20 protein-coding genes, 1 tRNA gene and 1 pseudogene are annotated in these 25,012 nt (G+C 73.1%); 17 read left to right on the top strand and 5 right to left on the bottom strand.

Translation table 11 applies throughout. The annotated features are described in order from the left end of the window. Positions 1-3 precede the first annotated feature (3 nt). The 4 genes from ACQP10_RS33755 (at position 4) to ACQP10_RS33740 (ending at position 4,890) form a co-directional block, all read left to right on the top strand. Positions 4-864, top strand: a complete 861-nt coding sequence (locus tag ACQP10_RS33755; protein ID WP_433540347.1) for a TatD family hydrolase — start codon at positions 4-6, stop codon at positions 862-864. A gap of 159 nt (positions 865-1,023) precedes the next feature. Continuing rightward, the gene (gene rsmA, locus ACQP10_RS33750) at positions 1,024-1,872 is read left to right on the top strand and encodes a 16S rRNA (adenine(1518)-N(6)/adenine(1519)-N(6))-dimethyltransferase RsmA (RefSeq protein ID WP_390000987.1); all 849 of its coding nucleotides are present in this window, start codon (positions 1,024-1,026) and stop codon (positions 1,870-1,872) included. 142 nt (positions 1,873-2,014) lie between these two features. Next, positions 2,015-2,926 (top strand): 4-(cytidine 5'-diphospho)-2-C-methyl-D-erythritol kinase, encoded by a 912-nt coding sequence (locus ACQP10_RS33745; RefSeq protein ID WP_346018917.1) that lies wholly within the window; start codon positions 2,015-2,017, stop codon positions 2,924-2,926. A gap of 149 nt (positions 2,927-3,075) precedes the next feature. Then, entirely contained in the window at positions 3,076-4,890 is a 1,815-nt protein-coding gene (locus ACQP10_RS33740; RefSeq protein WP_433540346.1) for an ABC-F family ATP-binding cassette domain-containing protein, read from the top strand. Between the two features lie 49 nt (positions 4,891-4,939). Here the strand turns inward: ACQP10_RS33740 and ACQP10_RS33735 are convergent, their stop codons facing one another. Next, positions 4,940-5,503, bottom strand: a complete 564-nt coding sequence (locus ACQP10_RS33735) for a MarR family winged helix-turn-helix transcriptional regulator (protein ID WP_346018919.1) — start codon at positions 5,501-5,503, stop codon at positions 4,940-4,942. A 56-nt stretch (positions 5,504-5,559) separates the two neighbouring features. On the opposite strand from ACQP10_RS33735, the gene ACQP10_RS33730 reads away from it, so the two are divergent. Next, positions 5,560-6,327, top strand: coding sequence for a trans-aconitate 2-methyltransferase (locus ACQP10_RS33730; protein WP_433540345.1), 768 nt, complete (start codon positions 5,560-5,562; stop codon positions 6,325-6,327). A gap of 164 nt (positions 6,328-6,491) precedes the next feature. Further along, positions 6,492-7,988: a CHAD domain-containing protein gene (locus ACQP10_RS33725; protein WP_433541961.1), complete on the top strand. Its 1,497-nt coding sequence runs from the start codon at positions 6,492-6,494 to the stop codon at positions 7,986-7,988. A 91-nt stretch (positions 7,989-8,079) separates the two neighbouring features. Here ACQP10_RS33725 and ACQP10_RS33720 read toward each other — a convergent pair whose 3' ends face one another. The 4 genes from ACQP10_RS33720 to ACQP10_RS33705 all read right to left on the bottom strand — a co-directional run bounded on the left by ACQP10_RS33720 (position 8,080) and on the right by ACQP10_RS33705 (position 13,298). Further along, entirely contained in the window at positions 8,080-8,967 is an 888-nt protein-coding gene (locus tag ACQP10_RS33720; RefSeq protein ID WP_433540344.1) for an NUDIX hydrolase, read from the bottom strand. Further along, the gene (locus ACQP10_RS33715) at positions 8,960-11,023 is read right to left on the bottom strand and encodes an RNA degradosome polyphosphate kinase (RefSeq protein WP_433540343.1); all 2,064 of its coding nucleotides are present in this window, start codon (positions 11,021-11,023) and stop codon (positions 8,960-8,962) included. The genes ACQP10_RS33720 and ACQP10_RS33715 overlap by 8 nt, the downstream gene beginning before the upstream one ends. Before the next feature lie 75 nt (positions 11,024-11,098). Beyond that, positions 11,099-12,055: a TetR family transcriptional regulator gene (locus tag ACQP10_RS33710; RefSeq protein WP_346018923.1), complete on the bottom strand. Its 957-nt coding sequence runs from the start codon at positions 12,053-12,055 to the stop codon at positions 11,099-11,101. A gap of 301 nt (positions 12,056-12,356) precedes the next feature. Continuing rightward, complete coding sequence (locus ACQP10_RS33705; protein WP_179825622.1) at positions 12,357-13,298, bottom strand: acyl-CoA desaturase; 942 nt, start codon at positions 13,296-13,298, stop codon at positions 12,357-12,359. A gap of 324 nt (positions 13,299-13,622) precedes the next feature. Here ACQP10_RS33705 and ACQP10_RS33700 point away from each other — a divergent pair. The 11 genes and pseudogenes from ACQP10_RS33700 (at position 13,623) to ACQP10_RS33650 (ending at position 24,772) form a co-directional block, all read left to right on the top strand. Next, positions 13,623-13,694, top strand: a tRNA-Gln gene (locus ACQP10_RS33700). 169 nt (positions 13,695-13,863) lie between these two features. Next, positions 13,864-15,315: a bifunctional UDP-N-acetylglucosamine diphosphorylase/glucosamine-1-phosphate N-acetyltransferase GlmU gene (glmU, locus tag ACQP10_RS33695; protein WP_189246435.1), complete on the top strand. Its 1,452-nt coding sequence runs from the start codon at positions 13,864-13,866 to the stop codon at positions 15,313-15,315. Between the two features lie 76 nt (positions 15,316-15,391). Further along, a complete protein-coding gene (locus tag ACQP10_RS33690) occupies positions 15,392-16,369 on the top strand; it encodes a ribose-phosphate diphosphokinase (RefSeq protein WP_346018924.1) in 978 nt (325 codons plus the stop codon). 198 nt (positions 16,370-16,567) lie between these two features. Beyond that, positions 16,568-17,185 (top strand): 50S ribosomal protein L25/general stress protein Ctc, encoded by a 618-nt coding sequence (locus tag ACQP10_RS33685; protein ID WP_179825616.1) that lies wholly within the window; start codon positions 16,568-16,570, stop codon positions 17,183-17,185. Positions 17,186-17,259: 74 nt separating this feature from the next. Then, positions 17,260-17,856 (top strand): aminoacyl-tRNA hydrolase, encoded by a 597-nt coding sequence (pth, locus tag ACQP10_RS33680; RefSeq protein WP_218912399.1) that lies wholly within the window; start codon positions 17,260-17,262, stop codon positions 17,854-17,856. A 176-nt stretch (positions 17,857-18,032) separates the two neighbouring features. Then, positions 18,033-19,478 (top strand): exopolysaccharide biosynthesis polyprenyl glycosylphosphotransferase, encoded by a 1,446-nt coding sequence (locus ACQP10_RS33675; protein WP_346018925.1) that lies wholly within the window; start codon positions 18,033-18,035, stop codon positions 19,476-19,478. Between the two features lies 1 nt (position 19,479). Further along, a pseudogene (locus ACQP10_RS33670) lies at positions 19,480-20,246 on the top strand (3'(2'),5'-bisphosphate nucleotidase CysQ). A 19-nt stretch (positions 20,247-20,265) separates the two neighbouring features. Further along, on the top strand, positions 20,266-21,180 hold the full coding sequence (gene cysD / locus ACQP10_RS33665) for a sulfate adenylyltransferase subunit CysD (protein WP_346018927.1): 915 nt from the start codon (positions 20,266-20,268) through the stop codon (positions 21,178-21,180). A gap of 97 nt (positions 21,181-21,277) precedes the next feature. Then, the gene (gene cysN / locus ACQP10_RS33660) at positions 21,278-22,540 is read left to right on the top strand and encodes a sulfate adenylyltransferase subunit CysN (RefSeq protein ID WP_179825609.1); all 1,263 of its coding nucleotides are present in this window, start codon (positions 21,278-21,280) and stop codon (positions 22,538-22,540) included. A 229-nt stretch (positions 22,541-22,769) separates the two neighbouring features. Next, positions 22,770-23,837 carry a sulfotransferase gene (locus ACQP10_RS33655; protein WP_433540342.1) on the top strand — a complete coding sequence of 356 codons (1,068 nt, stop codon included), beginning with the start codon at positions 22,770-22,772 and terminating at the stop codon, positions 23,835-23,837. Then, the gene (locus ACQP10_RS33650) at positions 23,834-24,772 is read left to right on the top strand and encodes a glycosyltransferase family 2 protein (protein ID WP_346018929.1); all 939 of its coding nucleotides are present in this window, start codon (positions 23,834-23,836) and stop codon (positions 24,770-24,772) included. Before ACQP10_RS33655 ends, ACQP10_RS33650 begins: the two co-directional genes overlap by 4 nt. The last annotated feature ends 240 nt before the right edge of the window (positions 24,773-25,012 follow it).

The raw sequence follows: 25,012 nt of genomic DNA, 5'->3' as shown, positions 1-25,012 counted from the left end.
ACGATGAGCGACACCAGGCTTCCCGCAGCCCCCGAGCCCCTCGCCACGGAGGTGTTCGACAGCCACTGTCACCTGGACATCATGGTGGGCCACCGCCAGGCGTCCTCGGGTGACCCGGTCGCCCTGGCCGCCCAGGCGGCCCGGGCGAGCGTCGAGGAGATCGTCCGGCAGGCCCGCGAGGTGGGCGTGACCCGGCTGGTCACCGTCGGCTACGACCTGCCGTCCTCGCGGTGGAACGCCGAGGCCGCCGCGGCGCACCCCGACGTGTACGCCGCGGTGGCGATCCACCCCAACGAGGCGCACGCCGCGACCCCGGAGGTCCTCGCCGAGATCGAGGAGCTGGCCCGCCTGCCGCACGTCCGCGCGGTGGGCGAGACCGGCCTCGACTACTACCGCGACTGGGCCTCCAAGGAGGACCAGCACGCGAGCTTCCGCGCGCACATCGAGATCGCCAAGCGGACCGGCCGGGCCCTGGTGATCCACGACCGCGACGCCCACGACGACGTGCTGGCCGTGCTCGCCGACCAGGGCGCCCCCGACGTGGTGGTCTTCCACAGCTTCTCCGGCGACGCCGAGCTGGCCAAGCGGTGCGCCCGGGCGGGATACTTCATGTCCTTCTCCGGGCCGGTCACCTACAAGAACGCCGCCGGCCTCCGCGAGGCCGCCGCGATCGTGCCCGACGAGCTGATGCTGGTCGAGACCGACGCGCCCTACCTCCCGCCGACGCCGCACCGGGGCAAGCCCAACGCCCCCTACCTGATCCCGCTCACCCTGCGCTGCCTGGCCGAGGTCCGGGGGGCCGACCCGGACGCCCTGGCCCGCGTGATCAGTGTGAACGGCGAGGCGGTCTTCGGTGCGTGGTGAGACCGGCGGCGGCGCGCACGGTGAGGTCTGCGGCGGCGCGCGTGGTGAGATCCGCCGCGTGCGCGACGCGGCCGGCGGTCCCGCCGTGCACGGCGCGGTGACCCGCGGGGCACAGCCGGCGGCGCGCGGGACACGGCCGGCGGCGCGCGGAGGCCGGTCATGAGCGGCCTCCTGGGCCCGGCGGAGATCCGCGACCTGGCGGCGCGGCTGGGCATCCGCCCCACCAAGAAGCTCGGCCAGAACTTCGTCATCGACGGCGGCACGGTCCGAAAGATCGTCCGCGTCGCCGGGCTGCGCCCCGACGACGTGGTCATCGAGGTCGGCCCCGGCCTGGGTTCGCTGACCCTGGCGCTGCTGCCGGAGGCCCGCGGCGTGACGGCGGTGGAGATCGACCCGGTGCTGGCCGGGCAGCTCCCGCTGACCGTCGCCGAGCACGCCCCCGAGCTGGCCGACCGGCTCTCCGTCGTGCACGCCGATGCCCTCCGGGTCGCCCCCGGCGACCTGCCGGGGGACCCGCCGACCGCGCTGGTGGCCAACCTCCCCTACAACGTCGCGGTCCCGGTGGTGCTGCACCTGCTGCAGACCCTGCCGTCGCTGCGCACCGTGCTGGTCATGGTCCAGGCCGAGGTGGCCGACCGGCTGGCCGCGGCGCCCGGCTCCCGCGTGTACGGTGTCCCGTCGGTCAAGGCCGCCTGGTACGCCGACGTGCGCCGGGCCGGCCCCGTCGGCCGCACGGTCTTCTGGCCGGCGCCCAACGTCGACTCCGGCCTCGTCGCGATGACCCGCCGCGAGCCGCCCACCACCGGGGTGTCCCGCGAGGACGTCTTCGCGGCCGTGGACGCCGCCTTCGCCCAGCGCCGCAAGACCCTGCGCGCCGCCCTGGCCTCCTGGGCCGGCTCGCCCGCCGCCGCCGAGCGGGCGCTGCGGGCGGCGGGGATCGACCCGTCCCGCCGGGGCGAGCAGCTCACGGTCGAGGACTTCGCGCGTATCGCGGAGAACCGCCCTTAGGTTCTGTTTCGCGGATCTTTGTCGCGTCGTGGGTCCTTAAAACCGGCTCTAGCGTGGCGAAACGCCGGGGCTGGCGGGGAGGCGGGAACGCGCCCGGTTACGATCGGACCTCATCATCCCCTGAGCGAGAGCCTTGAGGAACATGAACTCCGTGACCGTCCGCGTGCCGGCCAAGGTGAACCTGCAACTGGCGGTCGGGCCGCTGCGTGACGACGGCTACCACGACCTGGTGAACGTCTTCCACGCCGTCTCGATCTTCGACGAGGTGACCGCCACCGCCGAGACCGGGATGCGGGTCCGCGTCGAGGGCGACAGCGCCGGCCAGGTGCCCGAGGACGACGACAACCTCGCCATCCGCGCGGCCTCCGCGCTGGCCCACCACGCCGGCCGGTCGTACGGCGTGAGCCTGCTGATCCGCAAGTCGATCCCGGTCGCCGGGGGGATGGCGGGCGGCAGCGCCGACGCCGCCGCGGCGCTGGTCGCCTGCAACGAGCTGTGGGGCCTGGGCCTGCCGCTGGCGGACCTGATGGAGATCGGCGCGGACATCGGCAGCGACGTCCCGTTCGCCCTGCTCGGCGGCACGGCCGTCGGCACCGGCCGGGGGGAGCGGCTGACCCCGCTTGAGGTCGGCGGCACCTTCCACTGGGTGTTCGCCCTGGCCGAGGGCGGCCTGTCCACGCCCGCCGTCTACGCCGAGTGCGACCGGATCCGCGAGGCGACGGGCACCGAGGCCGCCTGGCCGCAGGCGTCGGAGCCGCTGCTGGACGCGCTGCGCCGGGGAGACGCCAAGGCGCTGGGCGCGGAGCTGGCCAACGACCTGCAGCCCGCCGCCGTCATGCTCCGCCGTTCCCTGGCCCGGACGCTGGACGCCGGGCGCGAGCACGGCGCGCTGGGCGCGATCGTCTCCGGTTCCGGCCCGACCTGCGCCTTCCTGGCCGACTCCGAGAGCCACGCGGTCGAGCTGGCCGCCGCTCTGCGGGCCGAGGGCGTGGCCCGCGACGCGGTGACCGCCCACGGCCCCGTCCCCGGCCCGACGGTCGGGCAGCGCCCCTGAACCGGTCCGCTCACGGCTGTCCGTGCCGTCGGCGCCGGCCGTGCCGTCCGTGCGGTCTGTGCGGCCCGTGTCCGCGGTGACCGGTCGGCCGCCCGACCCTCTCCGGGGCGACGGCCGCGCCGTCCGGGAGCGGATACCCTTGTAGGGCGATGAATCTGGTCAATCTTGAGTCGGTCTCCCACTCCTACGGCCCCAAGCCCCTTCTCAGCGACGTCTCCCTCGGCATCGAGGCGGGCGACCGCATCGGGGTGGTCGGCCGCAACGGCGGCGGCAAGACCACGCTCATCTCGGTGATCGCCGGCGCCCTCAAGCCCAACGAGGGGCGCGTCACCCACAACCGCGGCCTGCAGATCGGCGTGCTGTCCCAGGGCGACGACCTCGACCCGGACCGGCCGGTGGGCGAGACCGTCCTCGGCGGCCGGGCCGAGCACGAGTGGGCGGGCGACGCGGGCATCCGTGAGATCCTCGCCAACCTCCTCGGCGACATCGACCTCACCGTCCCGGTCGGGAGTCTGTCGGGCGGCGAGCGGCGCCGTACGGCGCTGGCCCGGCTGCTGATCGGCGAGCACGAGCTGATCGTCCTGGACGAGCCCACCAACCACCTCGACATCGAGGCCATCGACTGGCTGGCCCGGCACCTCACCGGCCGCAGGTCGGCGCTGCTGGTGGTCACCCACGACCGGTGGTTCCTGGACGCCGTCTCCACCCGCACCTGGGAGGTCGTGGACGGCGCGGTCGAGCGCTACGAGGGCGGGTACGCCGCCTATGTGCTGGCCAAGGCCGAGCGCGCCCGGATCGCCGCCGCCGCCGAGGCGCGCCGCCAGAACCTCATGCGCAAGGAGATCGCCTGGCTGCGGCGCGGCCCGCCCGCCCGCACCTCCAAGCCCAAGTTCCGCATCGAGGCCGCCCAGGCGCTGATCGCCGACGAGCCGCCGGCGCGGGAGACCGTCGAGCTGGTCAAGTTCGCCGCGGCGCGGCTGGGCCGTACGGTCTACGACCTGGAGGACGTCACCCTGCACGCCGGCGGTCCCGGCCGGGGCCCGCTGGTGCTCGACCACTCGACCTGGCAGTTCGGCCCGGGTGACCGGATCGGCCTGATCGGCGTGAACGGCTCGGGCAAGTCCTCGGTGCTGCGGCTGCTGTCCGGCACGGTCGAGCCCGACGCGGGACGGGTCGTGCGGGGCCGTACGGTCCGCCTGGCGCACCTGTCGCAGGAGCTGGCCGAGCTCGACCCCGCCCGGCGGGTGCTGGAGACCGTCGAGGAGGTCCGCAAGTTCGTCCAGGTCGGCAAGAAGGAGTGGACGGCCTCGGCGCTGCTGGAGCGGCTCGGCTTCAAGGGCGAGGCGCAGTGGAAGGTCGTCGGCGACCTGTCCGGTGGCGAGCGGCGGCGGCTGCAGATGCTGCGGCTGCTGATGGACGACCCCAACGTGCTGCTGCTCGACGAGCCGACCAACGACCTCGACATCGAGACGCTGAACGAGCTGGAGGACCTGCTCGACGGCTGGCCCGGCACGCTGATCCTGGTCAGCCACGACCGCTACTTCCTGGAGCGGGTGTGCGACCGGGTCGTGGCGCTGCTCGGTGACGGGAAGCTGTCGATGCTGCCCGGCGGGGTGGACGAGTATCTCGCCCGGCGGGCCTCAGGCGCGGCGCTGTCGGCCCGCGCCGCCGCCGGCGGGTCCGCGCCCGCCTCCCCGGCCACGTCCGCGCCGGCGGACGGGACGAAGGCTCAGACGGGCCTGTCGGCCAAGGAGGAGCGGGAGCTGCGCAAGGAGCTGTCCCGCCTGGAGCGCCAGCTCGACAAGCTGAGCGGCCGGGAGGAGAAGCTGCACGCCGCCATGGCCGAGGCCGCCTCCGACTACGGCCGGCTGGCCTCGCTGGACGCCGAGCTCAAGGAGATCCTGGCCGAGAAGGACGGGATCGAGGCCGAGTGGCTGGAGACGGCCGACCGCCTGGGCGAGTGACCGAATGATCGTCTCCGGCCGGTTTAGCCTCCGGCAGGCGGGCAGTAGATCATCCGTGCGCTCCGGAAGCTCCGGTTTCATCGGCGTCAAAAGGGACGAGTAGCGTGCGCAGCAGGTCCGCGAGGGCCTGCTGTTCATGCTCTCCCAGCGCCGCCAGCAGGTCGCGTTCGCGCCGGAGAAGGTCGTCGAAGGCGGCGTCCACCCGTTCCCGCCCCGCGTCGGTCAGCGACACCAGCACGCCCCGCCGGTCCTCGGGGTCGGGCCGCCGCCGGACCAGCCCGGCCGCGGCGAGGCGGTCGATCCGGTTGGTCATCGTCCCGGAGGTCACCAGGGTCGCGCGGAGCAGGGCTCCGGGGCTCAGCTCGTACGGCTCGCCGGCCCGGCGCAGCGCCGTCAGCACGTCGAACTCCCAGATCTCCAGGCCGTGCTCGGCGAAGGAGGTCCGGCGCGCGCGGTCCAGGTGGCGGGCGAGCCGGGAGACCCGGCTGAGCACCTGGAGGGGCGCCACGTCGAGCTCCGGGCGCTCCGTGCGCCAGGCGGCCACCAGCCGGTCGACCTCGTCCTCGTGCCGGTCCGCCCGGCCGTCGCCGTCGTCCGCGTGCTGCAGGGTCATGACACGATTCTATCTCTCTTGACATCGAGATATCTCGGCGGATATCAATTATCTTGATGTCAAGAGATATGTGGGACCCCGTGGTCTACGGCCGCTACGCCGGTGAGCGTGCGCGCCCGTTCTTCGAGCTCGTCGCCAGAGTAGCGGCCGAGCGGCCCGCGTACGTGGTGGACGCCGGATGCGGCGACGGCGAGCTCACCGCGCAGCTCGCCGCGCGGTGGCCCGGGGCCGACGTCCACGGCTTCGACTCCTCGCCCGCGATGATCGCCAAGGCGGCGCCGGGCGAGCGGCTGACCTTCTCCGTCGGGGACGTCACCCGATGGCGGCCCGGACGGCCGGTGGACGTGCTGGTCTCCAACGCCGTCCTGCAGTGGGTGCCCGGCCACCGCGAACTGCTGCCAGCCTGGGTGGACGCGCTCGCCCCGGGCGGCTGGCTCGCCTTCCAGGTGCCCGGCAACTTCGGCTCCCCCAGCCACACGATCCTGCGCGAGCTGTACGCCACGGACAGGTGGCGCGACCGGCTCGGGGACCTGGCGCGGGGGGTCCCGGTCGGCGACCCGGCCGAGTACCTGGAGCTGCTGACCGGGCTCGGCTGCCGGGTGGACGCCTGGGAGACCACCTACCTGCACGTCCTGGAGGGGCAGGACGCCGTGCTGCGCTGGGTCAGCGGCACCGCCCTGCGCCCCGCGCTCGACCGGCTGGACCCGCGGGAGACGGAGGAGTTCCTCGCCGACTGCGGCGCGCGGCTGGGCGAGGCGTACCCGCGCGGGCCGTACGGCACCGTCTTCCCGTTCCGCAGGATCTTCGTGGTCGCCCGAAGGTGACGTTCCGGGCCGGACGGTCCGCCTGCCCGGCCTGCCTGGCCCATCGGCCCGCCTGCCCGGCCGGATGCCGAAAAACGGGCGGGGCCTCCTGACGTTTCCGGACGTGGGACGGGGCATCAATACCCACTGCGCGGTGTGAGTCGACCGGGGAGCGGCCTGTGGCGATGGAGATCGAGGACAAGTTCGACGTGCCCGCCGGGTTCGAGGTCCCGGACCTGACCGGGCTCCCGGGGGTCACGGAGGCGGCCGGGCCGGTGACCCACCGGCTCGTCGCGGTCTACTTCGACACCCCTGACCTGCGGCTGGCCGCCCGCGGCATCACGCTGCGCCGGCGCAGGGGCGGGACCGACGCGGGCTGGCACCTGAAGCTGCCCAGGTCCGAGGGCGCCCGGCAGGAGATCACCCGCCCGCTCGGCCGGGGCACGAAGACCGTCCCCGCCGACCTCGCCGACCTCGTGTCCGCCTTCACCCGGGGCGCGCCCCTGGCCCCCGTCGCCGAGCTGGAGACGCACCGTACGGTGACCACCCTGGTCAACGGCGCGGGCGTGCGGCTGGTGGAGATCGCCGACGACCGGGTCACCGGCACCGTCCCCGAGGCCGCCGCGGACGGCGAACCGGGAGCCGGGCCGCACGTGGAACGGTGGCGCGAGGTGGAGGCCGAACTCATCGGGGGCGACGAGCGGCTGCTCCGCAAGGTCGGCAAGCGGCTGGCCGCCGCCGGGGCCGTACCCGCCGCGTCGCCGAGCAAGCTCGCCCGCGCGCTCGGCGCCGCCCGCCCCATCCCCGGACGGCCCCGCCCGCGCGCGCGGCCCGGCTCCGCCGGGGAGGTCGTCGTCGGCTACCTCACCGCCCAGGCGGACGCCCTGCTCGCCCAGGACCCCCGCGTACGGCGGGCCGACGAGGACGCCGTGCACCGGATGCGCGTCGCCGCCCGCCGGCTCCGCAGCGCGTTGAAATCGTTCGGCGCCGTCGTGGAGGACACCGCCGGGCTCCGGGAGGAGCTGAAGTGGCTGGGGCGGGTGCTCGGCGAGGCGCGGGACGCCGAGGTGGTCAGGGAACGCCTGATCGCCGGGTTCGACGCCCTCGGGGAGGGGGCGCTGTCGGGCCCGGTCCGGCTCCGCCTCGACGCCGAGCTGGGAGCCGCCGAGAGTGAGGCCCTGGACCGGGTCCGGGAGGCGCTGCGCGGGGAGCGCTACTTCGCCCTGCTGGACGCCCTCGACGCGCTGACCGGCGCCCCGGCGCTGACCGGCGCGGCGGACCGGCCGGCCGGGACCCTCCGCGCCCAGGCCGCCGGGAGCTGGCGGCGGGTGGTCAAGGCGCACCGGGCCGCCCTGGCCGCCACCGACCCCGCCGGGCGCGAGCACGCCATGCACGACGTGCGCAAGGCCGCCAAGCGGGCCCGCTACACCGCCGAGGCGCTCGGCATGGACGAGCTCGCCGAGCGGGCCGAGGCCGTACAGGACGCGCTGGGCGCCCGCCTGGACGGCGTCGTCGCCCAGGGACGGCTGGCCGTGGTCGCCGACGCCGCGCGGCGGGCCGGGGAGGACACCTTCACCTACGGCGTGCTGACCGGCCTGGAGCGGGCCCGCACCGAGCGGGCCCGCGAGGAGTTCCCGCGCCTGTGGAAGAAGACGTCGAAGGCGGTGGCGAAACTCCTGTGAGGCCCCACCGCGCCGGACCCGGAGGGGCGCGGGCTCGGGCCGTGGTTCCCGGGCGCCGGCACCGTGACGCCGGAACCCGGGGGCCGCGGGGTCAGACGGCGTGGTTCTCGGCGGCGACGAGGCGGCCCGTGACGTGGTGGAGCACCATGAAGCCGCCCTTGGACAGGCGGGCCTCCTCCTGGCCGACGCCGACGCCGGTCATCAGGCCGGGCAGGACCTTGCCGTGGCTGCAGACCGCGGCGGGCCGGCCGGCGGCCAGGAGACCGGTGACCAGGCGCAGGGCCGTACCGGGGTCGTGGCGGCTCTCCGACAGCGCCGGCTCGGGGCGGATCGCGAGACCGGCCCGCCCGGCGTACGGTTCCAGGGTCTGCACGCACCGCCTGCTGGGGGAGCTGACCAGCTCGGCGGGCAGGTAGCCGGGCAGGACGCCGGCCAGCGCCGCGGCCTGCGCCGCGCCGTCCCGATCGATCGGCCGCTCGTCGTCGTCGCCCTCCCACTTCCCGCGCGACCCGGCCAGGGCGTGCCGTACGAGGACGAGCGTGGTGGTGGCCAGCGGCGCGGAGACGAGCGCGTCCAGCAGGCCCGTGTCCCACTCGTAGGTCAGCAGCCGGGCGGCCTCGGCCACCGGCACCCAGGCGACCTCGTCCACCTCGTCGTCCTCCCGTTCGGCGACGGGGCGGGCGTCCTCGGCCACCCGGGCCGTCCAGTAGTCGACGCGCTTGGGCCGGCCGCCGACCAGGTAGTGGACCGGCGGCAGCGGCCGGCCGAGCAGCACCGCCAGGCCCGTCTCCTCGGCCACCTCGCGCAGGGCTCCGGCGACGACGTGCTCGCCCGGCCGCAGCTTGCCCTTGGGGAACGTCCAGTCGTCGAGCTTCGGCCGGTGCACGAGCGCGACCTCCGGCGCGGACTCCCGCCCCCGCCACACCACCGCTCCGGCCGCGCGGATCGGATCCGGCGGGCGGGTGTCCGGGTCAGTCATCCATCGTCCTCCAGCGCCGGGTGCCGATCAGGTGGTCCTGCAGGTCCTCGCCGCCGTGCCGGGTCCACGTGCCGTCGGCGTCGAGCCACCAGGTGGCGGTGTCCTCCGACATCGCGAGGTCCAGCAGGCCCGACAGATATGCCCGCTGCCGCTGGCTTGTCACCTTCACCAGCGCCTCGACCCGGCGGTCCAGGTTGCGGCGCATCAGGTCGGCGCTGCCGATCCAGATCTCCGGCCGGCGGCCCCGGCCGAACTCGTAGATCCGCGAGTGCTCCAGGAACCGGCCCAGCACGCTCCTGACCCGGATGTTCTCCGACAGCCCGGGGACGCCCGGCCGCAGCGTGCAGACCCCCCGCACCCACAGGTCCACCGGGACGCCCACCCGCGAGGCGCGGTAGAGCGCGTCGATGACCGGCTCGTCCACCAGGGAGTTCGTCTTGATCCTGATGCCCGCCGGGCGGCCCGCCTCCTGGTGGGCGGCCTCCCGCTCGATCCTGGCCACCAGCCCGCCGCGCAGCGAGTGCGGCGCCACCAGCAGCCGCCGGTAGGCCGAGTGGTCGGAGTAGCCGGTCAGGTGGATGAACAGGTCGGTGACGTCCTCGCCGACCAGCGGGTCGGCGGTGAGCAGGCCCAGGTCCTCGTAGACGCGGGCGGTCTTGGGGTTGTAGTTGCCGGTGCCGATGTGGCAGTAGGCGCGGAGCTCCCCCGAGGGCTCCTGCCGTACCACCAGCGCCAGCTTGCAGTGGGTCTTCAGGCCGACCACGCCGTAGACCACGTGGCAGCCGGCCCGCTCCAGTTTGCGGGCCCAGGTGATGTTGGCGTGCTCGTCGAAGCGCGCCTTGATCTCCACCACCACGACGACCTGCTTGCCGGCCTCGGCCGCGTCGATCAGCGCGTCCACGATCGGCGACTCGCCGCTGGTCCGGTAGAGCGTCTGCTTGATGGCCAGCACGTCCGGGTCCGCCGCCGCCTGCTCGATGAAGCGCTGCACGCTCGTGGCGAAGGAGTCGTACGGGTGGTGCAGCAGCACGTCCCGCTCGCGCAGCACCGCGAAGATGTCGTCGGAGACGTGCACGACCTCGGCGGGCACGAACGGGCGGAAGGCCAGCTCGCCCCGGTCCAGGTCGGCGATGGCGTGCATGCCGGTCAGGTCCAGCGGGCCGGGCAGCCGGTAGATCTCGTGCTCGGCCACGCCCAGCTCGTCCACCAGCAGGTCGAGGACCTCGGGGGTGATGCTCTCCTCGACCTCCAGCCGGACCGGCGGGCCGAAGCGGCGTTTGAGCAGCTCGCGCTCCAGCGCCTGCATGAGGTTCTCGGTGACGTCCTCGTCCACGTCCAGGTCCTCGTTGCGGGTCACCCGGAAGGCGTGGTGCTCGACGATCTCCATGCCCTTGAAGAGCTGGCCGAGGTGGGCGGCGATCACGTCCTCCAGCGGCACGAACCGGTCCCTGGACGCGGCGACGAAGCGGGGGAGCCGGCTCGGCACCTTCACCCGGGCGAAGACGGTGTGGCCGGTCACCGGGTTGCGGACGGTGACCGCGAGGTTCAGCGACAGCCCGGAGATGTAGGGGAACGGGTGGGCGGGATCGACGGCCAGCGGGGTGAGCACCGGCCGGATCCGCTCCCGGAACAGCCTGCGCATCGCGGTGCGCTCGTCGCGGCCCAGGTCGTCCCAGCGCACGATCTCGATGCCCTCGGCGGCGAGCCGCGGGCACAGCAGCTCGCGGAAGCAGGCCGCGTGCCGCAGCGCGAGGTCGTGGGCGATCGAGGAGATCCGGGTGAGCTCCTCGCTGGGCTTCAGCCCGCTCTTGGTCCGCAGCAGCAGGCCGGTGGCCATCCGCCGTTTGAGGCCGGCCACCCGTACCCGGAAGAACTCGTCGAGGTTGTCGGCGAAGATCGCGAGGAACCTGACCCGTTCCAGGAGGGGCAGGGAGGGGTCCTCGGCCAGCTCCAGCACCCGCTGGTTGAACTGGAGCCAGCTCTCCTCGCGGTTGAGGAACCGTTCCTGGGGAAGAGGTGGTTCTCCGGGGTCGGTCTGCACGACTTCTACGGACATATGACGACAATGCCCGGTTTTTAGAAACTCAACGTGAACGCCGGATCAACGGCCGCCGTCACCCGCCGGATCGGTTCAGGACCCCGGCTGCTCACCGGGGTGCTCGGCGGCCCTGGTCTGCCTGGCGGCCTCCCGCTGCTCGCGCTGACGGACCTTCTCCAGCTCCTTGAGGTCGCGCTCGCGGGCCTTCTCCCGCTCCCTGAGCAGCCGTTCCTGCTCCTTCAGCTCCCGCTCCCGCGCCTTCTCGGCCTCCTTCAGCTCGCGCTGGCGGATCTTCTCCTGCTCGCGGGCGAGCTTCTCGGCCTCGCGCCGTTCGCGTTCGCGGGCCTTCTCCAGCTCCTTGAGGTCGCGTTCGCGGGCCTTCTCCCGCTCCCGGAGCTCCTTCTCCGACGGCCGGGACCGCAACTGGTCCGGGCCGCGGGAGGCGGTCAGGCGGGGGTTCGGGTCCAGGCCCTTCAGACCGTTCCAGGCGAGGTTGACCAGGTGGGCGGCCACCTCCTCGCGCGGCGGCCGGCGCACGTCGAGCCACCACTGGCCGGTCAGCGCCACCATGCCGACCAGCATCTGCGCGTACATGGGGGCGAGCTTGGGGTCGTAGCCCCGGCGGACGAACTCGTCCACCATGACGTCCTCGACCTGGCTGGCGATGTCGTTGATCAGGCTGGCGAACGTGCCGGTCCCGGAGGCGGCGTGGGAGTCGCGGATCAGGATCCGGAAGCCCTCGCTGTTCTCCTCCACGTAGGCGAGCAGCGCGAGGGCGGCCCGCTCCAGCTTGACCAGCGCGTGCGAGGCCGCCAGCGCCTCGGTCACCATGCCGAGGAGCTTGTCCATCTCCCGGTCGACGACGACCGCGTAGACGCCCTCCTTGCCGCCGAAGTGCTCGTAGACCACCGGTTTGGAGACGCCGGCGGTGGCGGCTATCTCCTCCACCGAGGTGCCGTCGAACCCCTTCTCGGCGAACAGGGACCGGCTGATCTGGATCAGCTGTTCCCGGCGTTCCTTGCCTGACATGCGTCGTCGGGGTTCGTTCACGGTTCTAATAATGGCGTTCCCGGGTCGCGAAGCGGGAACCACGTCCCGGACGGCGTCGATTCCGGCACTCCGGTCGATCGTCTCGTCCGAGGCCACGGTGGCCGTCCGCCGCGCGGTCCTGGGCGGGCCGGCGGGCGGCGCCGTGCCGCCGGAGACCGTTGCGGAGGGTCCGGGCGGGGCGCCGGGCGGTGACACGGCGAGGCGGGCCGCCGCGGGGGGACGCGCGGTTCCGGGACTCTGGGACGGGATGCCGGGCGGCGCTGCGGTGACGCGGGCCGCCCCGGTACTCCGTGATGGGCCGTCAGGCGGCAATGCGCTTCGCCGCCAGTCGCTCCGGGTTCGGCCAGCGGACGGAGTGGGCCCAGCCGAGCTTCTCGAACAGCCGGATCACGCCGGCGCTGAGGTCGATCTGGCCCTTGAGCACGCCGTGCCGGGCGCAGGTCGGGTCGGAGTGGTGCAGGTTGTGCCAGGACTCGCCGAAGGAGGGGATGGCCAGCCACCACACGTTGCGTGACTTGTCGCGCGACTCGAAGACCTCCTCGCCGAAGACGTGGCAGATGGAGTTGATCGACCAGGTGACGTGGTGCAGCAGGCCGATGCGGACCAGCGTGCCCCAGAAGAATCCGGTCGCCATGCCCCACCAGGACCAGCTCAGCAGGCCACCGAGGACGGCGGGCATCACCATCGAGGTGATCGCCAGCACCGGGAAGTACCTGTGCAGCTTGATGATGTCGGGGTCCTTGACCAGGTCGGGGGCGTACTTCTCCCGGTTGGCCCGGTCGGCCTCGAACAGCCAGCCCATGTGGGCCCAGAGCAGTCCCTTGCTCACCGCCCAGAAGCCGGTGCCGAACCGCCACGGCGAGTGCGGGTCGCCCTCCTTGTCGGAGAACTTGTGGTGCTTGCGGTGGGTGGCCACCCAGTCGAGCACCGACATCTCCAGTGAGAGGCTGCCGGCGATGCCCAGCGCGATCTTCAGCGGGCGCTTGGCCTTGAACGATCCGTGGGTGAAGTAACGGTGCAGGCCGACGGTGACGCCGAGGCCGGTGATCACGTAGAGGACGAGGGCGATGACGACGTCCGTCCAGCCGAGCCCCCACCCCCAGGCGAGCGGCACGGCGGCGACGAGCGCGATCAGCGGCAGGGCGACGACCACCCCGAACGTGATGATCTCGGGCCGGGTCTTGGGCTCTGGGTCGACGTCCGGTTTCGGGGAGGGGGCGGAACGCTCTTCAAGGACGGTCATGGGCTACCTCGATACGACTCATAGGAGAAGGGCGATTTCGTCCGGCTACGCAACCGTAACCTACGCCATCGTAAGTTAGGAATACCTGTGGCCGGATGTGGAGAAGGTGACGCTCCTCGGTGGATCCCGTGGTCGGTTCACGACTTGCTACCACCGAGCGGATCTGCTAAACGACGTCTTCCGGTCCATGCCCGCAGCGGGGTCCCCCTACTCCTTCCGGTTCCCGTGGCGCAGGCGGAGCCGAAACGAGGCGCGTTCGATATCGATGGCTCGGTATCGTGGGGGGTGGCCGGGTGCCCGGACCGGTTCGGGCGGCCCTGTCGATCCGGTATTGGGTAATTGGCAGCCCGCAAGGTTTTGGTCCTTGTTGTCCAGGTTCGAGTCCTGGTGCCGGAGCTACGGCTTTTGACGGTTTTATTGTTCCGGCTAGTCGGCTGGGTGGGTTCCCGGGCGGGCAGGTATCCTCACGTTGTCGAGTGGGTGACCGTCCGATGCCCTGAGGAGGGCGACCTTCGGTCATCCGCTCCGTCAATGTCTCAGCCGCGACGCCGAGGGAGCCTCGTCCGTGAGTGTGCCGCGCCCGGCCGCCGTCATCGTCCTCGCCGCCGGCGAGGGCACCCGGATGAAGTCGAAAACACCCAAGATCCTGCACGAGCTGTGCGGTCGCGCACTCGTGGACCACATGCTCGCCGCCGCTCGAGGTCTCGAACCCGAGCGGCTCATTGTTGTCATAGGCCACGAGCGCGAACGGGTGCGCGAGCACCTCGCGCGGACCGGCCCCGACACCCAGGCCGTCGTCCAGCCCGAACAGCGCGGCACCGGCAACGCGGTCCGGGTGGTGCTGGAGACCGCCGGGGCCATCGACGGCACGGTCCTGGTGACCTACGGCGACACGCCGCTGCTGCGCACCGAGACCCTCGCCGCGCTGCTGGAACGGCACGACCGCGACGGCAACGCCGTCACCGTGCTCACCGCCGAGGTCCCCGACCCCCGCGGTTACGGCCGGATCGTCCGCGACGGGACGGGAGCGGTCCTCGCCATCGTCGAGGAGAAGGACGCCACCCCCGAGCAGCGGCTGATCCGGGAGATGAACTCCGGCGTCTACGCCTTCGACGGCCGCCTGCTGGCCGACGCGGTCAAGCGGGTCTCCACCGCCAACGCCCAGGGCGAGGAGTACCTCACCGACGTGCTGTCCATCCTCCGGGAGGACGGCCACCGGGTCGGCGCGCACGTCGCGGCCGACCACGTCGAGGTGGAGGGCGTCAACGACCGGGTGCAGCTCGCCTTCGCCCGCCGCGTCCTCAACACCCGCCTGCTGGAGCGTCACATGCGGGCCGGGGTCACGGTCGTCGACCCCGCCACCACGTGGGTGGACGTGGACGTCACCCTCGAACCCGACGTGGTCCTCCACCCCGGCACCCAGCTGCACGGCCGTACGGCCGTCGCCGAGGGCGCCGAGATCGGCCCCGGCGTCACCCTGACCGACACGGTCGTCGGCGAGGACGCGGTGGTGCGCAACGCCGTCTGCGTCGAGGCCGAGATCGGCCCCGGCGCCCAGGTCGGACCGTACGCCTACCTGCGCCCCGGCACCGTCCTCGCGCGCGGGGCCAAGGCCGGGACGTACGTGGAGATGAAGAACGCCCGGATCGGCGAGGGCACGAAGGTGCCCCACCTGACCTACGTGGGCGACGCCACGATCGGGACGGGCTCCAACATCGGAGCCGCCTGCGTCTTCGTCAACTACGACGGAGCCGAGAAACACCACACGACGGTGGGCGACCACGTCCGGGTCGGCAGCGACAACATGCTCGTCGCGCCGATCACCATCGGGGACGGCGCCTACACGGCGGCGGGCTCGGTGCTCACCAACGACGTCCCTCCGGGGGCGATGGCGGTGGCCCGGGGCCGGCAGCGCAACATTGAAGGGTGGGTCGCGCGCAGGCGCGCGGGCACCAAATCGGCCGAGGCGGCCCAAAAGGCCATCGAGACCGGAAACCAGCAGGGGAGCAAGACGTGAGCAAGCGCAGCGAGCCGGCCGGCGGGCACGGCAGCGTCGCGACGACGACCGAGGGCCGTCAGGCGAGGAGGACGGCATGAGCGGCATGAAGCAGACCGGTGAGAAGCAGCTGATGTTCTTCTCCGGGCGCGCCTACCCGGAGCTGGCCGAGGAGGTGGCGAGCCACCTCGGGATCGACCCGACCCCCACCACCCTGCGTGACTTCGCCAACGGCGAGATCTACGCCCGCTACCTGGAGTCCGTCCGGGGCTGCGACGCCTTCGTCATCCAGAGCCACACCGGTCCGATCAACAAGTGGATCATGGAGCAGCTGATCATGGTGGACGCGCTCAAGCGCGCCTCCGCCAAGCGGATCACCGTGATCATGCCGTTCTTCGGCTACGCCCGCCAGGACAAGAAGGGCCGCGGCCGCGAGCCCATCACCGCCCGCCTCATGGCCGACATGTTCAAGACCGCGGGCGCCGACCGGCTGATGTCCATCGACCTGCACACCTCGCAGATCCAGGGCTTCTTCGACGGTCCGGTCGACCACCTGTTCGCCATGCCGGTGCTGGTCCACTACCTCAAGGACAAGCTCGACCTGGAGAGCACCACCGTCGTCTCGCCCGACACCGGCCGCGTCCGGCTGTCGGAGCGCTGGGCCGACACCCTCGGCACCCCGCTGGCCTTCATCCACAAGCGCCGCGATCTCGACGTGGCCAACCAGGTGAAGGTGAACGAGGTCGTCGGCAAGGTGCGGGGCCGTACCTGCGTGCTGATCGACGACATGATCGACACCGCCGGCACGATCTGCAAGGCCGCCGACGCGCTGTACGAGCAGGGCGCCACCGACGTGATCGTGGCCGCCACGCACGCGGTGTTCTCCGACCCCGCGGTGGACCGGCTGAAGAACTCCGGCATCTCCGAGGTGATCGTCACCAACACCCTCCCGCTGGAGGAGGAGAAGAGGTTCGACAAGCTCACCGTCCTGTCGATCGCCCCGCTGATCGCCCGCGCGATCAGCGAGGTGTTCAACGACGGCTCGGTGACCAGCCTCTTCGAGGGCGACACCTGATCCTCCCGGCACCCGCCGCACCCTCCGCGACACCCCCGCGAGACCCCGCCGAGGCGGCGACCCGAGCCTCGGCGGGCCGAACCCGGCCCGCGTGCCGGTAGGCTGTTCGGGTCGCGCGCGCTCGTAACGCCTTCCGCTAGGGCGGGTGAGGGGGAGCGCGCCCTTCAGATTCCATCGAAGATCCCTAGGAGATCCGCCGTGTCCGAAGTAGTCATCAACGCCGAGACGCGCACCCAGTTCGGCAAGGGTGCCGCCCGCAAGATCCGCCGCGAGGACAAGGTCCCCGTCGTCCTGTACGGGCACGGCACCGAGCCGCAGCACCTCATGCTCCCGGGCCACGAGCTCCTGCTCGCCCTGCGCACGCCGAACGTGCTGATCCGCCTCAAGGGCGCGGCCGACGAGCTGGCCCTGCCCAAGGGCGTCCAGCGCGACCCGATCAAGGGCTTCCTGGAGCACGTCGACCTCCTCCTCGTCAAGCGCGGCGAGAAGGTCACCGTCGAGATCCCGGTCACCACGGTGGGCGAGATCGCCGACGGCGTTCTCGACCAGCAGCTCGTCTCCATCGCCATCGAGGCCGAGGCGACCCACATCCCGACCGGCGTCGAGGTCGACGTCGAGGGCCTGGAGGTCGGCACCCAGATCACCGCGGGCGACCTGAAGCTGCCCAAGGGCGCCACCCTGGTCGCCGACCCCGAGACCCTGGTCCTGCACGTCACCACCGCCGCCGCCCCCGTCGAGGAGGCCGCCGAGGGTGAGGGCGAGGCCGCCGCCGAGGGCGAGACCGCCGAGGCCGCGCCGGCCGAGGCCGCCGAGTAGTTTCATCTGCTAGACCTTGTCAGGGCAGCCCGCGACCGGGCTGCCCTGACGCGCATGTGGAAGGGGCGCCGACCATGGACCGCTGGCTGGTCGTGGGTCTGGGGAATCCCGGGCCGGAGTACGCCGGTAACCGGCACAACGCGGGCTTCATGGTGGCCGACGAGCTCGCCGCCCGCATCGGGGGGCGATTCAAGGCGCACCGGTCGCGCGCCGAGGTGCTGGAGGGGCGCGTGGCGGGCGCCCCCGCCGTGCTGGCCAAGCCGCTGTCCTACATGAACCTCTCCGGCGGCCCGGTCAAGGCCCTCGCCGACTTCTACAAGGTCGACCCGGCCAGGGTGATCGCCGTCCACGACGAGCTCGACATCCCGTACGGCGCGCTGCGCGCCAAGCTCGGCGGCGGCGACAACGGCCACAACGGGCTGAAGTCGATCACCAAGTCCCTGGGCACACGGGAGTACCTGCGGCTGCGGTTCGGCATCGGCCGCCCGCCCGGCCGGATGGACCCCGCCGCCTTCGTCCTGCGCGACTTCGCCACCGCCGAGCGCAAGGACCTGCCGTTCCTCGTCGACCGGGCCGCCGACATGGTCGAGTCGCTGATCACCTCCGGCCTGGAGGCCACCCAGAACGCCTTCCACTCGGCCGACCTGAAGCTCTCGGGCCCGCCCAGGTAGTACCCGGACGGCCCGTCCGCGGATCCGCCGCGCCGGTCGCACCGAAGTCGGCCGGGCCCGCCGGGCCCGCCCAGGCAACACCATCCCCGGGGACGTGCGTTCGGGCCTTGGGCCGCCGTTCCTCCCGGTAGCATCCGGTGACCATCGGTTGCCGATCGACTACGCTGGGAGAGCGCGTGCGCGACGTGAACGCCGTCCCGACCGGGCCGGGATCGACGTCGGCGTCCCGCCCGCGCTTGCCCGCCTGGGCCCGCCGTCACCGGGCGTACACCATCGCCGCCGACCTCCTCTGCTCCTCCGTGGCCGGCCTCCTCGCGCTGTTCGCGCGCTCCGGGGACAACACCCCGGACGTCACCCCGTACGTCGCGCTGAGCGCCGCGCTGCCGCCGGTCTGGGTGTGCGCGGCCGCGCTGAACCGCGCCTACGAGCCCCGCGTGGCCGGCCTCGGCCCCGAGGAGTACCGGCGGATCGCGCGGTGCGGGCTCGCCCTCGCCGCCGCCCTGGCCTCCGGCGCCTACCTCGCCCGCACCGAGACCGCCCGCGGGTACGTCGTCCTGGCTGTTCCGCTGGCCACGGCGCTCGCCCTCCTCGGCCGGTACGGCCTGCGCCGCCGCCTGCGCCGGATGCGCGAGCGGGGCCGGTGCGCGCACCGGGTCGTGGCGGCCGGGCGGCGGGCCGCCGTCGCCGAGCTGATCGGCCTGCTCCGCAGGGAGCGCCGCCACGGCATGGAGGTCGTGGCGGCATGCGTGCCGTACGACGGCGGGGCCGACGTCGAGGGCGTCCCCGTCCTCGGCGACCTTTCCGACGTGCCGCTCGCGGTGGGGCAGGCCGCGGCCGACACCGTGGCCGTGCTCGCCTGCCCGGAGCTGGACGGCACGGCGCTACGCAGGCTCGCCTGGCGGCTGGAGCGGACCGGCGCCGACCTCGTCGCCGCCCCGGCGCTGCTGGAGGCCGCCGGACCGCGCACCGCGGTCCGCCTGGCGGCCGGGCTGCCGCTGCTGTACGCCGAGCACCCGCGGATCACCGGCTCCCGCCGCGCGCTCAAGGCCGTCTTCGACCGGGCCGCGGCCGCGGCGCTGCTGGCCGCGCTGCTGCCGCTGCTCGCCGGGCTGGCGCTGGCGGTGCGGGCGTCGGGCCCCGGGCCCGTCCTCCTGCGGCGGCGGCGGGTGGGCCGTGACGGAGCGGAGTTCGTCCTCTACACCTTCCGCACCATGGCCGCCGGCGCCGAACGCGGGCGGGTCGGCCTGCGCGGGGACGGCCGGGCCGTGCCGTACGCGATCCGGCACGACCCGCGCCTGACCCCGCTGGGCGCGCGGCTGCGCCGCCGTTCCCTGGACGAGCTGCCGCAGCTGCTCAACGTCCTGCTGGGCCACATGTCACTCGTGGGGCCGCGGCCGCCGCTGCCGGAGGAGGTCGCCCGGTACGACGACGACGTCCGCCGCAGGCTGCCGGTCAAGCCGGGGATGACCGGCCTGTGGCAGCTCACCGGGCACCCTGACATTCCATGGGAGGAATCAGTACGGTGGGAGCTGCGTTACGCAGAGAACTGGTCCCTCACGCTGGACCTGCAGATTCTCTGGAAGACATGGGTGGCCGCCGCACGAGGAACGGGAGCGCACTGAATTGACGATCCGGGACGACCACGTTCTCGCGGCGGATCTCGCGGCCGAGGCCGGTGAGAGGCTGCTGGCGCTGCGCGCCGAGCTGGGGTTCGGCGACCCCGCGGTCCTGCGCAAGGAGGGCGACACCGCCTCCCATCTGTTCCTCATGGACGCCCTGGCCCGCTCGTGCCCCGGCGACGCCGTGCTGTCGGAGGAGGCGACCCGGGAGGAGCGCCTCGACCCCCGCCGCCTCGCGGCGGAGCGGGTGTGGATCGTCGATCCCCTCGACGGCACCCGCGAGTTCGCCGAGGAGGGCCGCGCCGACTGGGCGGTCCACGTGGCGCTGTGGGAGCGCGGCGCCCTGACGGCCGGCGCGGTCGCCCTGCCCGCGCAGGGCCGCACCCTGTCCACCCTCGAACCCCCGTACGGCCGGCGTCCGCCGCCGGAGGCAGGCCGCGGATCGCGGTCAGCCGCACCCGCCCGCCGGAGTTCGTCCGGGCCCTCGCCGAGCGCGTCGGGGCCGACCTGGTGCCGATCGGCTCGGCCGGCGCGAAGATCTCCGCGGTGCTCACCGGCGAGGTCGAGGCGTACGTGCACGCCGGCGGCCAGTACGAATGGGACTCCGCCGCGCCGGTCGCCGTGGCCCTGGCCGCCGGAGCGCACGCCAGCCGGATCGACGGCTCGCCGCTCCGTTACAACCAGGGAGACCCCTCACTGCCGGATATCCTTGTTTCCCTACCGGAACTGGCGCCAGCATTGCTTGACGGCATCCGGGACCTGCACCGATAAGCACCGCTAGGAGAGTCTGATGCTCCAGTGCGACTACACCACGTCGCAGCTCGACGTCCTCGAGGCAGAGTCCATTCACATCATGCGTGAGGTGGCGGCCGAGTTCGAGCGTCCCTGTCTCCTCTTCTCAGGCGGTAAGGACTCCATCGTCATGCTCCGCATCGCGGAGAAGGCGTTCTGGCCGGCCCCGATCCCCTTCCCCCTGCTGCACGTCGACACCGGCCACAACTTCCCCGAGGTCATCGAGTTCCGCGACCGCCGCGCCGGCGAGCTCGGCGCGCGTCTGGTCGTGGCCAGCGTCCAGGACTCCATCGACGCCGGCCGGGTGACCGAGGAGACCGGCCGCCGGGCCTCCCGCAACCGGCTGCAGACCACCACGCTGCTGGACGCCATCGAGGACGGCGAGTTCGACGCGGTGTTCGGCGGTGCCCGCCGCGACGAGGAGAAGGCCCGAGCCAAGGAGCGGGTGTTCTCCTTCCGCGACGAGTTCGGCCAGTGGGACCCGAAGAACCAGCGCCCCGAGCTGTGGAACCTCTACAACGCGAAGATCCGCAAGGGCGAGCACATCCGGGTGTTCCCGCTGTCCAACTGGACCGAGCTGGACATCTGGGACTACATCCGGCGTGAGGGCATCGAGATCCCCTCGATCTACTACGCCCACACGCGCAAGGTGTTCGAGCGCGACGGCATGCTGCTGTCCGAGAGCGAGTTCGTCACCCGCGACGAGGACGAGCAGGTCTTCGAGGCCGTGGTCCGCTACCGCACGGTCGGCGACGTGACCTGCACCGGCGCCGTCCAGTCCGCCGCCGCCACGGTCGAGGAGATCATCGCAGAGATCGCCGCCACCCGGATCACCGAGCGCGGCGCCACCCGCGCCGACGACCGGGCCTCCGAGGCGTCGATGGAGGACCGCAAGCGGGAGGGCTACTTCTAGTGAGCGCGGTTCCTTCCCGGCCGGTCCGCCCGGCCCGGCAGCCCCTTCCCGCGCGGCCCTCCCGCGCACGCCGTACGACCTCTGGAGAGCGGTTCTGATGGACATCCTTCGCTTCGCCACGGCGGGCAGCGTCGACGACGGCAAGTCGACCCTCATCGGGCGGCTGCTCTTCGACTCCAAGGCGATCTTCGAAGACCAGCTGGAGGCGGTCGAGCGCACCTCCCGCGACCGCGGCACCGAGTACACCGACCTGTCGCTGCTCACCGACGGCCTGCGCGCCGAGCGGGAGCAGGGCATCACGATCGACGTGGCCTACCGCTACTTCGCCACGCCCCGGCGGAAGTTCATCATCGCCGACACCCCCGGGCACATCCAGTACACCCGCAACATGGTGACCGGCGCCTCCACCGCCGACCTGGCGATCGTCCTGATCGACGCCCGCAAGGGCGTGCTGGAGCAGTCGCGGCGGCACGCGTTCCTCACCACGCTGCTGCGGGTGCCGCACCTGGTGCTCGCGGTGAACAAGATGGACCTGGTCGACTACTCCCAGGAGCGGTTCGAGGAGATCCGCGAGGAGTTCACGGCGTTCGCCGCCAAGCTGAACGCCCCGGACCTGACGTTCATCCCGATCTCGGCGCTGCACGGCGACAACGTGGTGTCCCGCTCGGAGAACATGCCGTGGTACAACGGCTCCTCCCTGCTGCACCACCTGGAGAACGTGCACATCGCCTCCGACCGCAACCTGGTCGACGTGCGCTTCCCGGTCCAGTACGTCATCCGGCCGCAGCGCGCCACCGACCCGGCCCTGCACGACTACCGGGGATACGCCGGGCAGGTCGCGGGCGGCGTGCTGAAGCCCGGCGACGAGGTCGTGCACCTGCCGTCGGGGCTGAGCACCCGCATCGCCTCGATCGACACCTTCGACGGCCCGGTGCAGGAGGCGTTCGCGCCGATGTCGGTGACGCTCCGCCTTGAGGACGACATCGACATCTCACGCGGTGACATGATCTGCCGGCCCAACAACCAGCCGCAGGTCACCCAGGAGCTGGAGGCGATGGTCTGCTGGATGTCCGACGCCACCAAGCTGGCGCCGCGCACCAAGCTGACCATCAAGCACACCACCCGCACGGCCCGGGTGCTGGTCAAGGACCTGCACTACCGGCTCGACGTCAACACCCTGCACCGCGACGAGGAGGCCGGCTCCCTCGGGCTGAACGAGATCGGGCGCGTCTCGCTCCGCGTCACCCAGCCCCTGTTCGTGGACGACTACGCGAGGAACCGCCTCACCGGCGGCTTCATCCTCGTGGACGAGGCCACCAACAACACCGTCGGCGCCGGGATGATCACCGACGCCCGTTAGACCTGTTCCGCGGATCCTCGCCGTGGCGCGGGCCCGCCCGGACGACCGCGGCGGGTGTGACGATCCGCGGGCCGCCGGACCGGTCGTCCGGCCCGAGCGGGCCGCCGGGCCGGACGACCGGTCCGGCCCGGCGTGCCCCAGGTAGATCCTTTGTCCTTTCCGCGATGGGTCGGTAACTCTCCGCACTAAGATGTGCACGTTCCGTATCCGACGGGTAAGGATTCGTGCCGTGCCTGACAAGCCGCCTCCCGCCCGGGTCGTCTTCCTCGGCGGTCTCGGCCGCAGCGGGACCACCCTGCTGGAGCGCCTGCTCGGCGAGGTCCCCGGCGTCGCGCCGCTCGGCGAGGTCGTCCACCTCTGGGCCAGGGGCGTGCTGGCGGACGAGCCCTGCGGCTGCCGGCGGCCGTTCAGCGCGTGCCCGTTCTGGCGGGAGGTCGGCGAGCGCGCGTTCGGCGGCTGGCCGGACGACCTCGCTCACCGGATGCTCCGGCTCAGGCGCCGGGTGGACCGCACCCGGTGCGTTCCCGAGCTGGCCCGCCGCCTCGCCGGGTCTCCGGCGCGCGCAGGGTCCACCGGGCCCGCGACGTCTGCGGCGTCCGCCGGGTCCTCCGGGCACGCGGAGCGCCCGGGGCTCGCGAGGCCCGTGACGCCCTCGGAGACCGTACGGTCAGCGGAGCTTACCGAGCTCGCGGAGTCTCCCGAGCTCGCCGAGTACGCCGCGGCGCACCGCCGCCTGTACGACGCGGCGGCCGAGGTCTCCGGCAGGCCGGTCGTGGTCGACTCCAGCAAGCACGCCTCCACCGCCTTCTGCCTGGCTGCGGCCGGGCTCGACGTGCGCGTGGTGCACGTCGTGCGCGACCCCCGCGCGGTCGCCCACTCCTGGCGCAGGCGGGTGCCCCGCCCGGAGGACGGCCGGCCGATGACACGCTGGTCACCGGCCCGCACCTCGCTGCACTGGCTCGCCCAGAACCTCAGCCTGGAACTGCTGGCGCGCGGCGGCGCCCACGTCACCCGGGTCCGCTACGAGGATCTGCTCGACGCCCCGGCCGCCGTCCTCGGCCGCCTGGCCGTCGAGGCCGGTCTCGCGCCCCGCCTCGACTTCCTCTCCGTGGGCCGGGCCGACCTCTCCCCGGCCCACACGGTCTCCGGCAACCCTGTGCGTTTCACGGTCGGCCCGATCGGCCTGGATCCCGACGACGGCTGGCGCACCGCCGCCCCGGCGCGGCACCGGCGCCTGGTCGCCACACTGACCTGGCCACTCATGATCAAGTACGGCTACGACAGGAGGCCGGCGTGAGCCCATCGGTGGGCGTGGTCATCCCCACGCGGGGGCATCGGCCCGACCGGCTGCGCGCCGCGATCCGCGCCGCGCTCGGCCAGGACCACCCCGGCCCCCTGGAGGTGGTCGTCGTCGTCGACGGCGGCGACCCGGCGGCGGTCGCCGACCGGACGGCCGACCTCCTGGCCGCCCAGTGCCCGGCCGCCTCCGGCGAGGAGACGCCGCGCCGGGTCCGGGTGGTGGCCAACCGCCTCAGCCCCGGCCTGCCGGGGGCCCGCAACACCGGCATCGCGGTGCTCGGCACCGACCTGGTGGCCTTCTGCGACGACGACGACGAATGGGCGCCCGGCAAGGTCGCCGCCCAGGTCGCCGCCCTGGAGTCGCGGCCCGGCGCGGAGTTCTCCAGCTGCGCCATCGAGGTCGAGTACGGCTCGCGCCGCGTCCCCCGGCTGGCCGGGACCGGCACCGTCACCCGGGCGCACCTGCTGCGCTCGCGCATGGTGATGGTCCACTCCTCGACGTTCCTGTTCCGGCGGGGCGCCCTCTGGGCCGACGAGAGCGCGCCGGGGGGCCAGAACGAAGACTGGGACCTCGCGCTGCGCGCGGCCGCGCGCCACCCGATCGCGCACGTGGACCGTCCCCTGGTGCGGGTGCGCTGGGGCGGTTCGGCGTACGCGACCCGCTGGGCCGACCGAATCGCCGGGCTGGAGTGGATGCTCGCCCGGCACCCCGATCTGGTCGTGGACCCGCGCGGCGCGGCGCGGGTCTACGGCCAGCTCGCCTTCCACCACGCCGCCCTCGGCCGGCGGAGGGAGGCGGGCCGCTGGGCCTGGCGGGCGTTCACCGCGCGCCGCGGTGAGCCCCGGGTGCCTCTCGCGCTCGCCGTGGCCGCGGGCCTGGTGCCGGCCGGGACCGTCCTCGGGACGCTCCACAACCTCGGGCGCGGCATCTGATGGCGCTCCGGGCCGTCCAGGAGACGCATCAGGCCCCGAAGAAGACGCGTCAGGCCGGCCAGGAGGCCGGCTGGACCGGTCAGGTGGCACGTCGGGCCGGCCGAACGCGCGGAGCCGTTCCGGAGACGGCCGCCCGGGACGCACACCGACCCGCCCGGGAGGCGGTGCGCGCCCAGCGGCGGCCGTGGCCCGGCGACGACCACGGACGGCCGCGCCACCGGGTGCGCGTGGCGGGCCTCA

The organism is Streptosporangium sandarakinum, from assembly GCF_050942225.1.
In the GTDB taxonomy this organism is placed as follows: Bacteria; Actinomycetota; Actinomycetes; order Streptosporangiales; family Streptosporangiaceae; genus Streptosporangium; species Streptosporangium nondiastaticum.
The sequence above is the reverse complement of the archived record's forward strand: the minus strand, read 5'-3'. Positions and strand labels throughout refer to the sequence as shown.

Excerpts from the sequence above, each read along its gene's own strand:
- ACQP10_RS33755 (WP_433540347.1), top strand. The coding sequence starts at position 4 with ATGAGCGACACCAGGCTTCCCGCAGCCCCCGAGCCCCTCGCCACGGAG.
- rsmA (WP_390000987.1), top strand. The coding sequence starts at position 1,024 with ATGAGCGGCCTCCTGGGCCCGGCGGAGATCCGCGACCTGGCGGCGCGG.
- ACQP10_RS33745 (WP_346018917.1), top strand. The coding sequence starts at position 2,015 with ATGAACTCCGTGACCGTCCGCGTGCCGGCCAAGGTGAACCTGCAACTG.
- ACQP10_RS33740 (WP_433540346.1), top strand. The coding sequence starts at position 3,076 with ATGAATCTGGTCAATCTTGAGTCGGTCTCCCACTCCTACGGCCCCAAG.
- ACQP10_RS33735 (WP_346018919.1), bottom strand. The coding sequence starts at position 5,503 with ATGACCCTGCAGCACGCGGACGACGGCGACGGCCGGGCGGACCGGCAC.
- ACQP10_RS33730 (WP_433540345.1), top strand. The coding sequence starts at position 5,560 with ATGTCAAGAGATATGTGGGACCCCGTGGTCTACGGCCGCTACGCCGGT.
- ACQP10_RS33725 (WP_433541961.1), top strand. The coding sequence starts at position 6,492 with ATGGAGATCGAGGACAAGTTCGACGTGCCCGCCGGGTTCGAGGTCCCG.
- ACQP10_RS33720 (WP_433540344.1), bottom strand. The coding sequence starts at position 8,967 with ATGACTGACCCGGACACCCGCCCGCCGGATCCGATCCGCGCGGCCGGA.
- ACQP10_RS33715 (WP_433540343.1), bottom strand. The coding sequence starts at position 11,023 with ATGTCCGTAGAAGTCGTGCAGACCGACCCCGGAGAACCACCTCTTCCC.
- ACQP10_RS33705 (WP_179825622.1), bottom strand. The coding sequence starts at position 13,298 with ATGACCGTCCTTGAAGAGCGTTCCGCCCCCTCCCCGAAACCGGACGTC.
- ACQP10_RS33690 (WP_346018924.1), top strand. The coding sequence starts at position 15,392 with ATGAGCGGCATGAAGCAGACCGGTGAGAAGCAGCTGATGTTCTTCTCC.
- pth (WP_218912399.1), top strand. The coding sequence starts at position 17,260 with ATGGACCGCTGGCTGGTCGTGGGTCTGGGGAATCCCGGGCCGGAGTAC.
- cysD (WP_346018927.1), top strand. The coding sequence starts at position 20,266 with ATGCTCCAGTGCGACTACACCACGTCGCAGCTCGACGTCCTCGAGGCA.
- cysN (WP_179825609.1), top strand. The coding sequence starts at position 21,278 with ATGGACATCCTTCGCTTCGCCACGGCGGGCAGCGTCGACGACGGCAAG.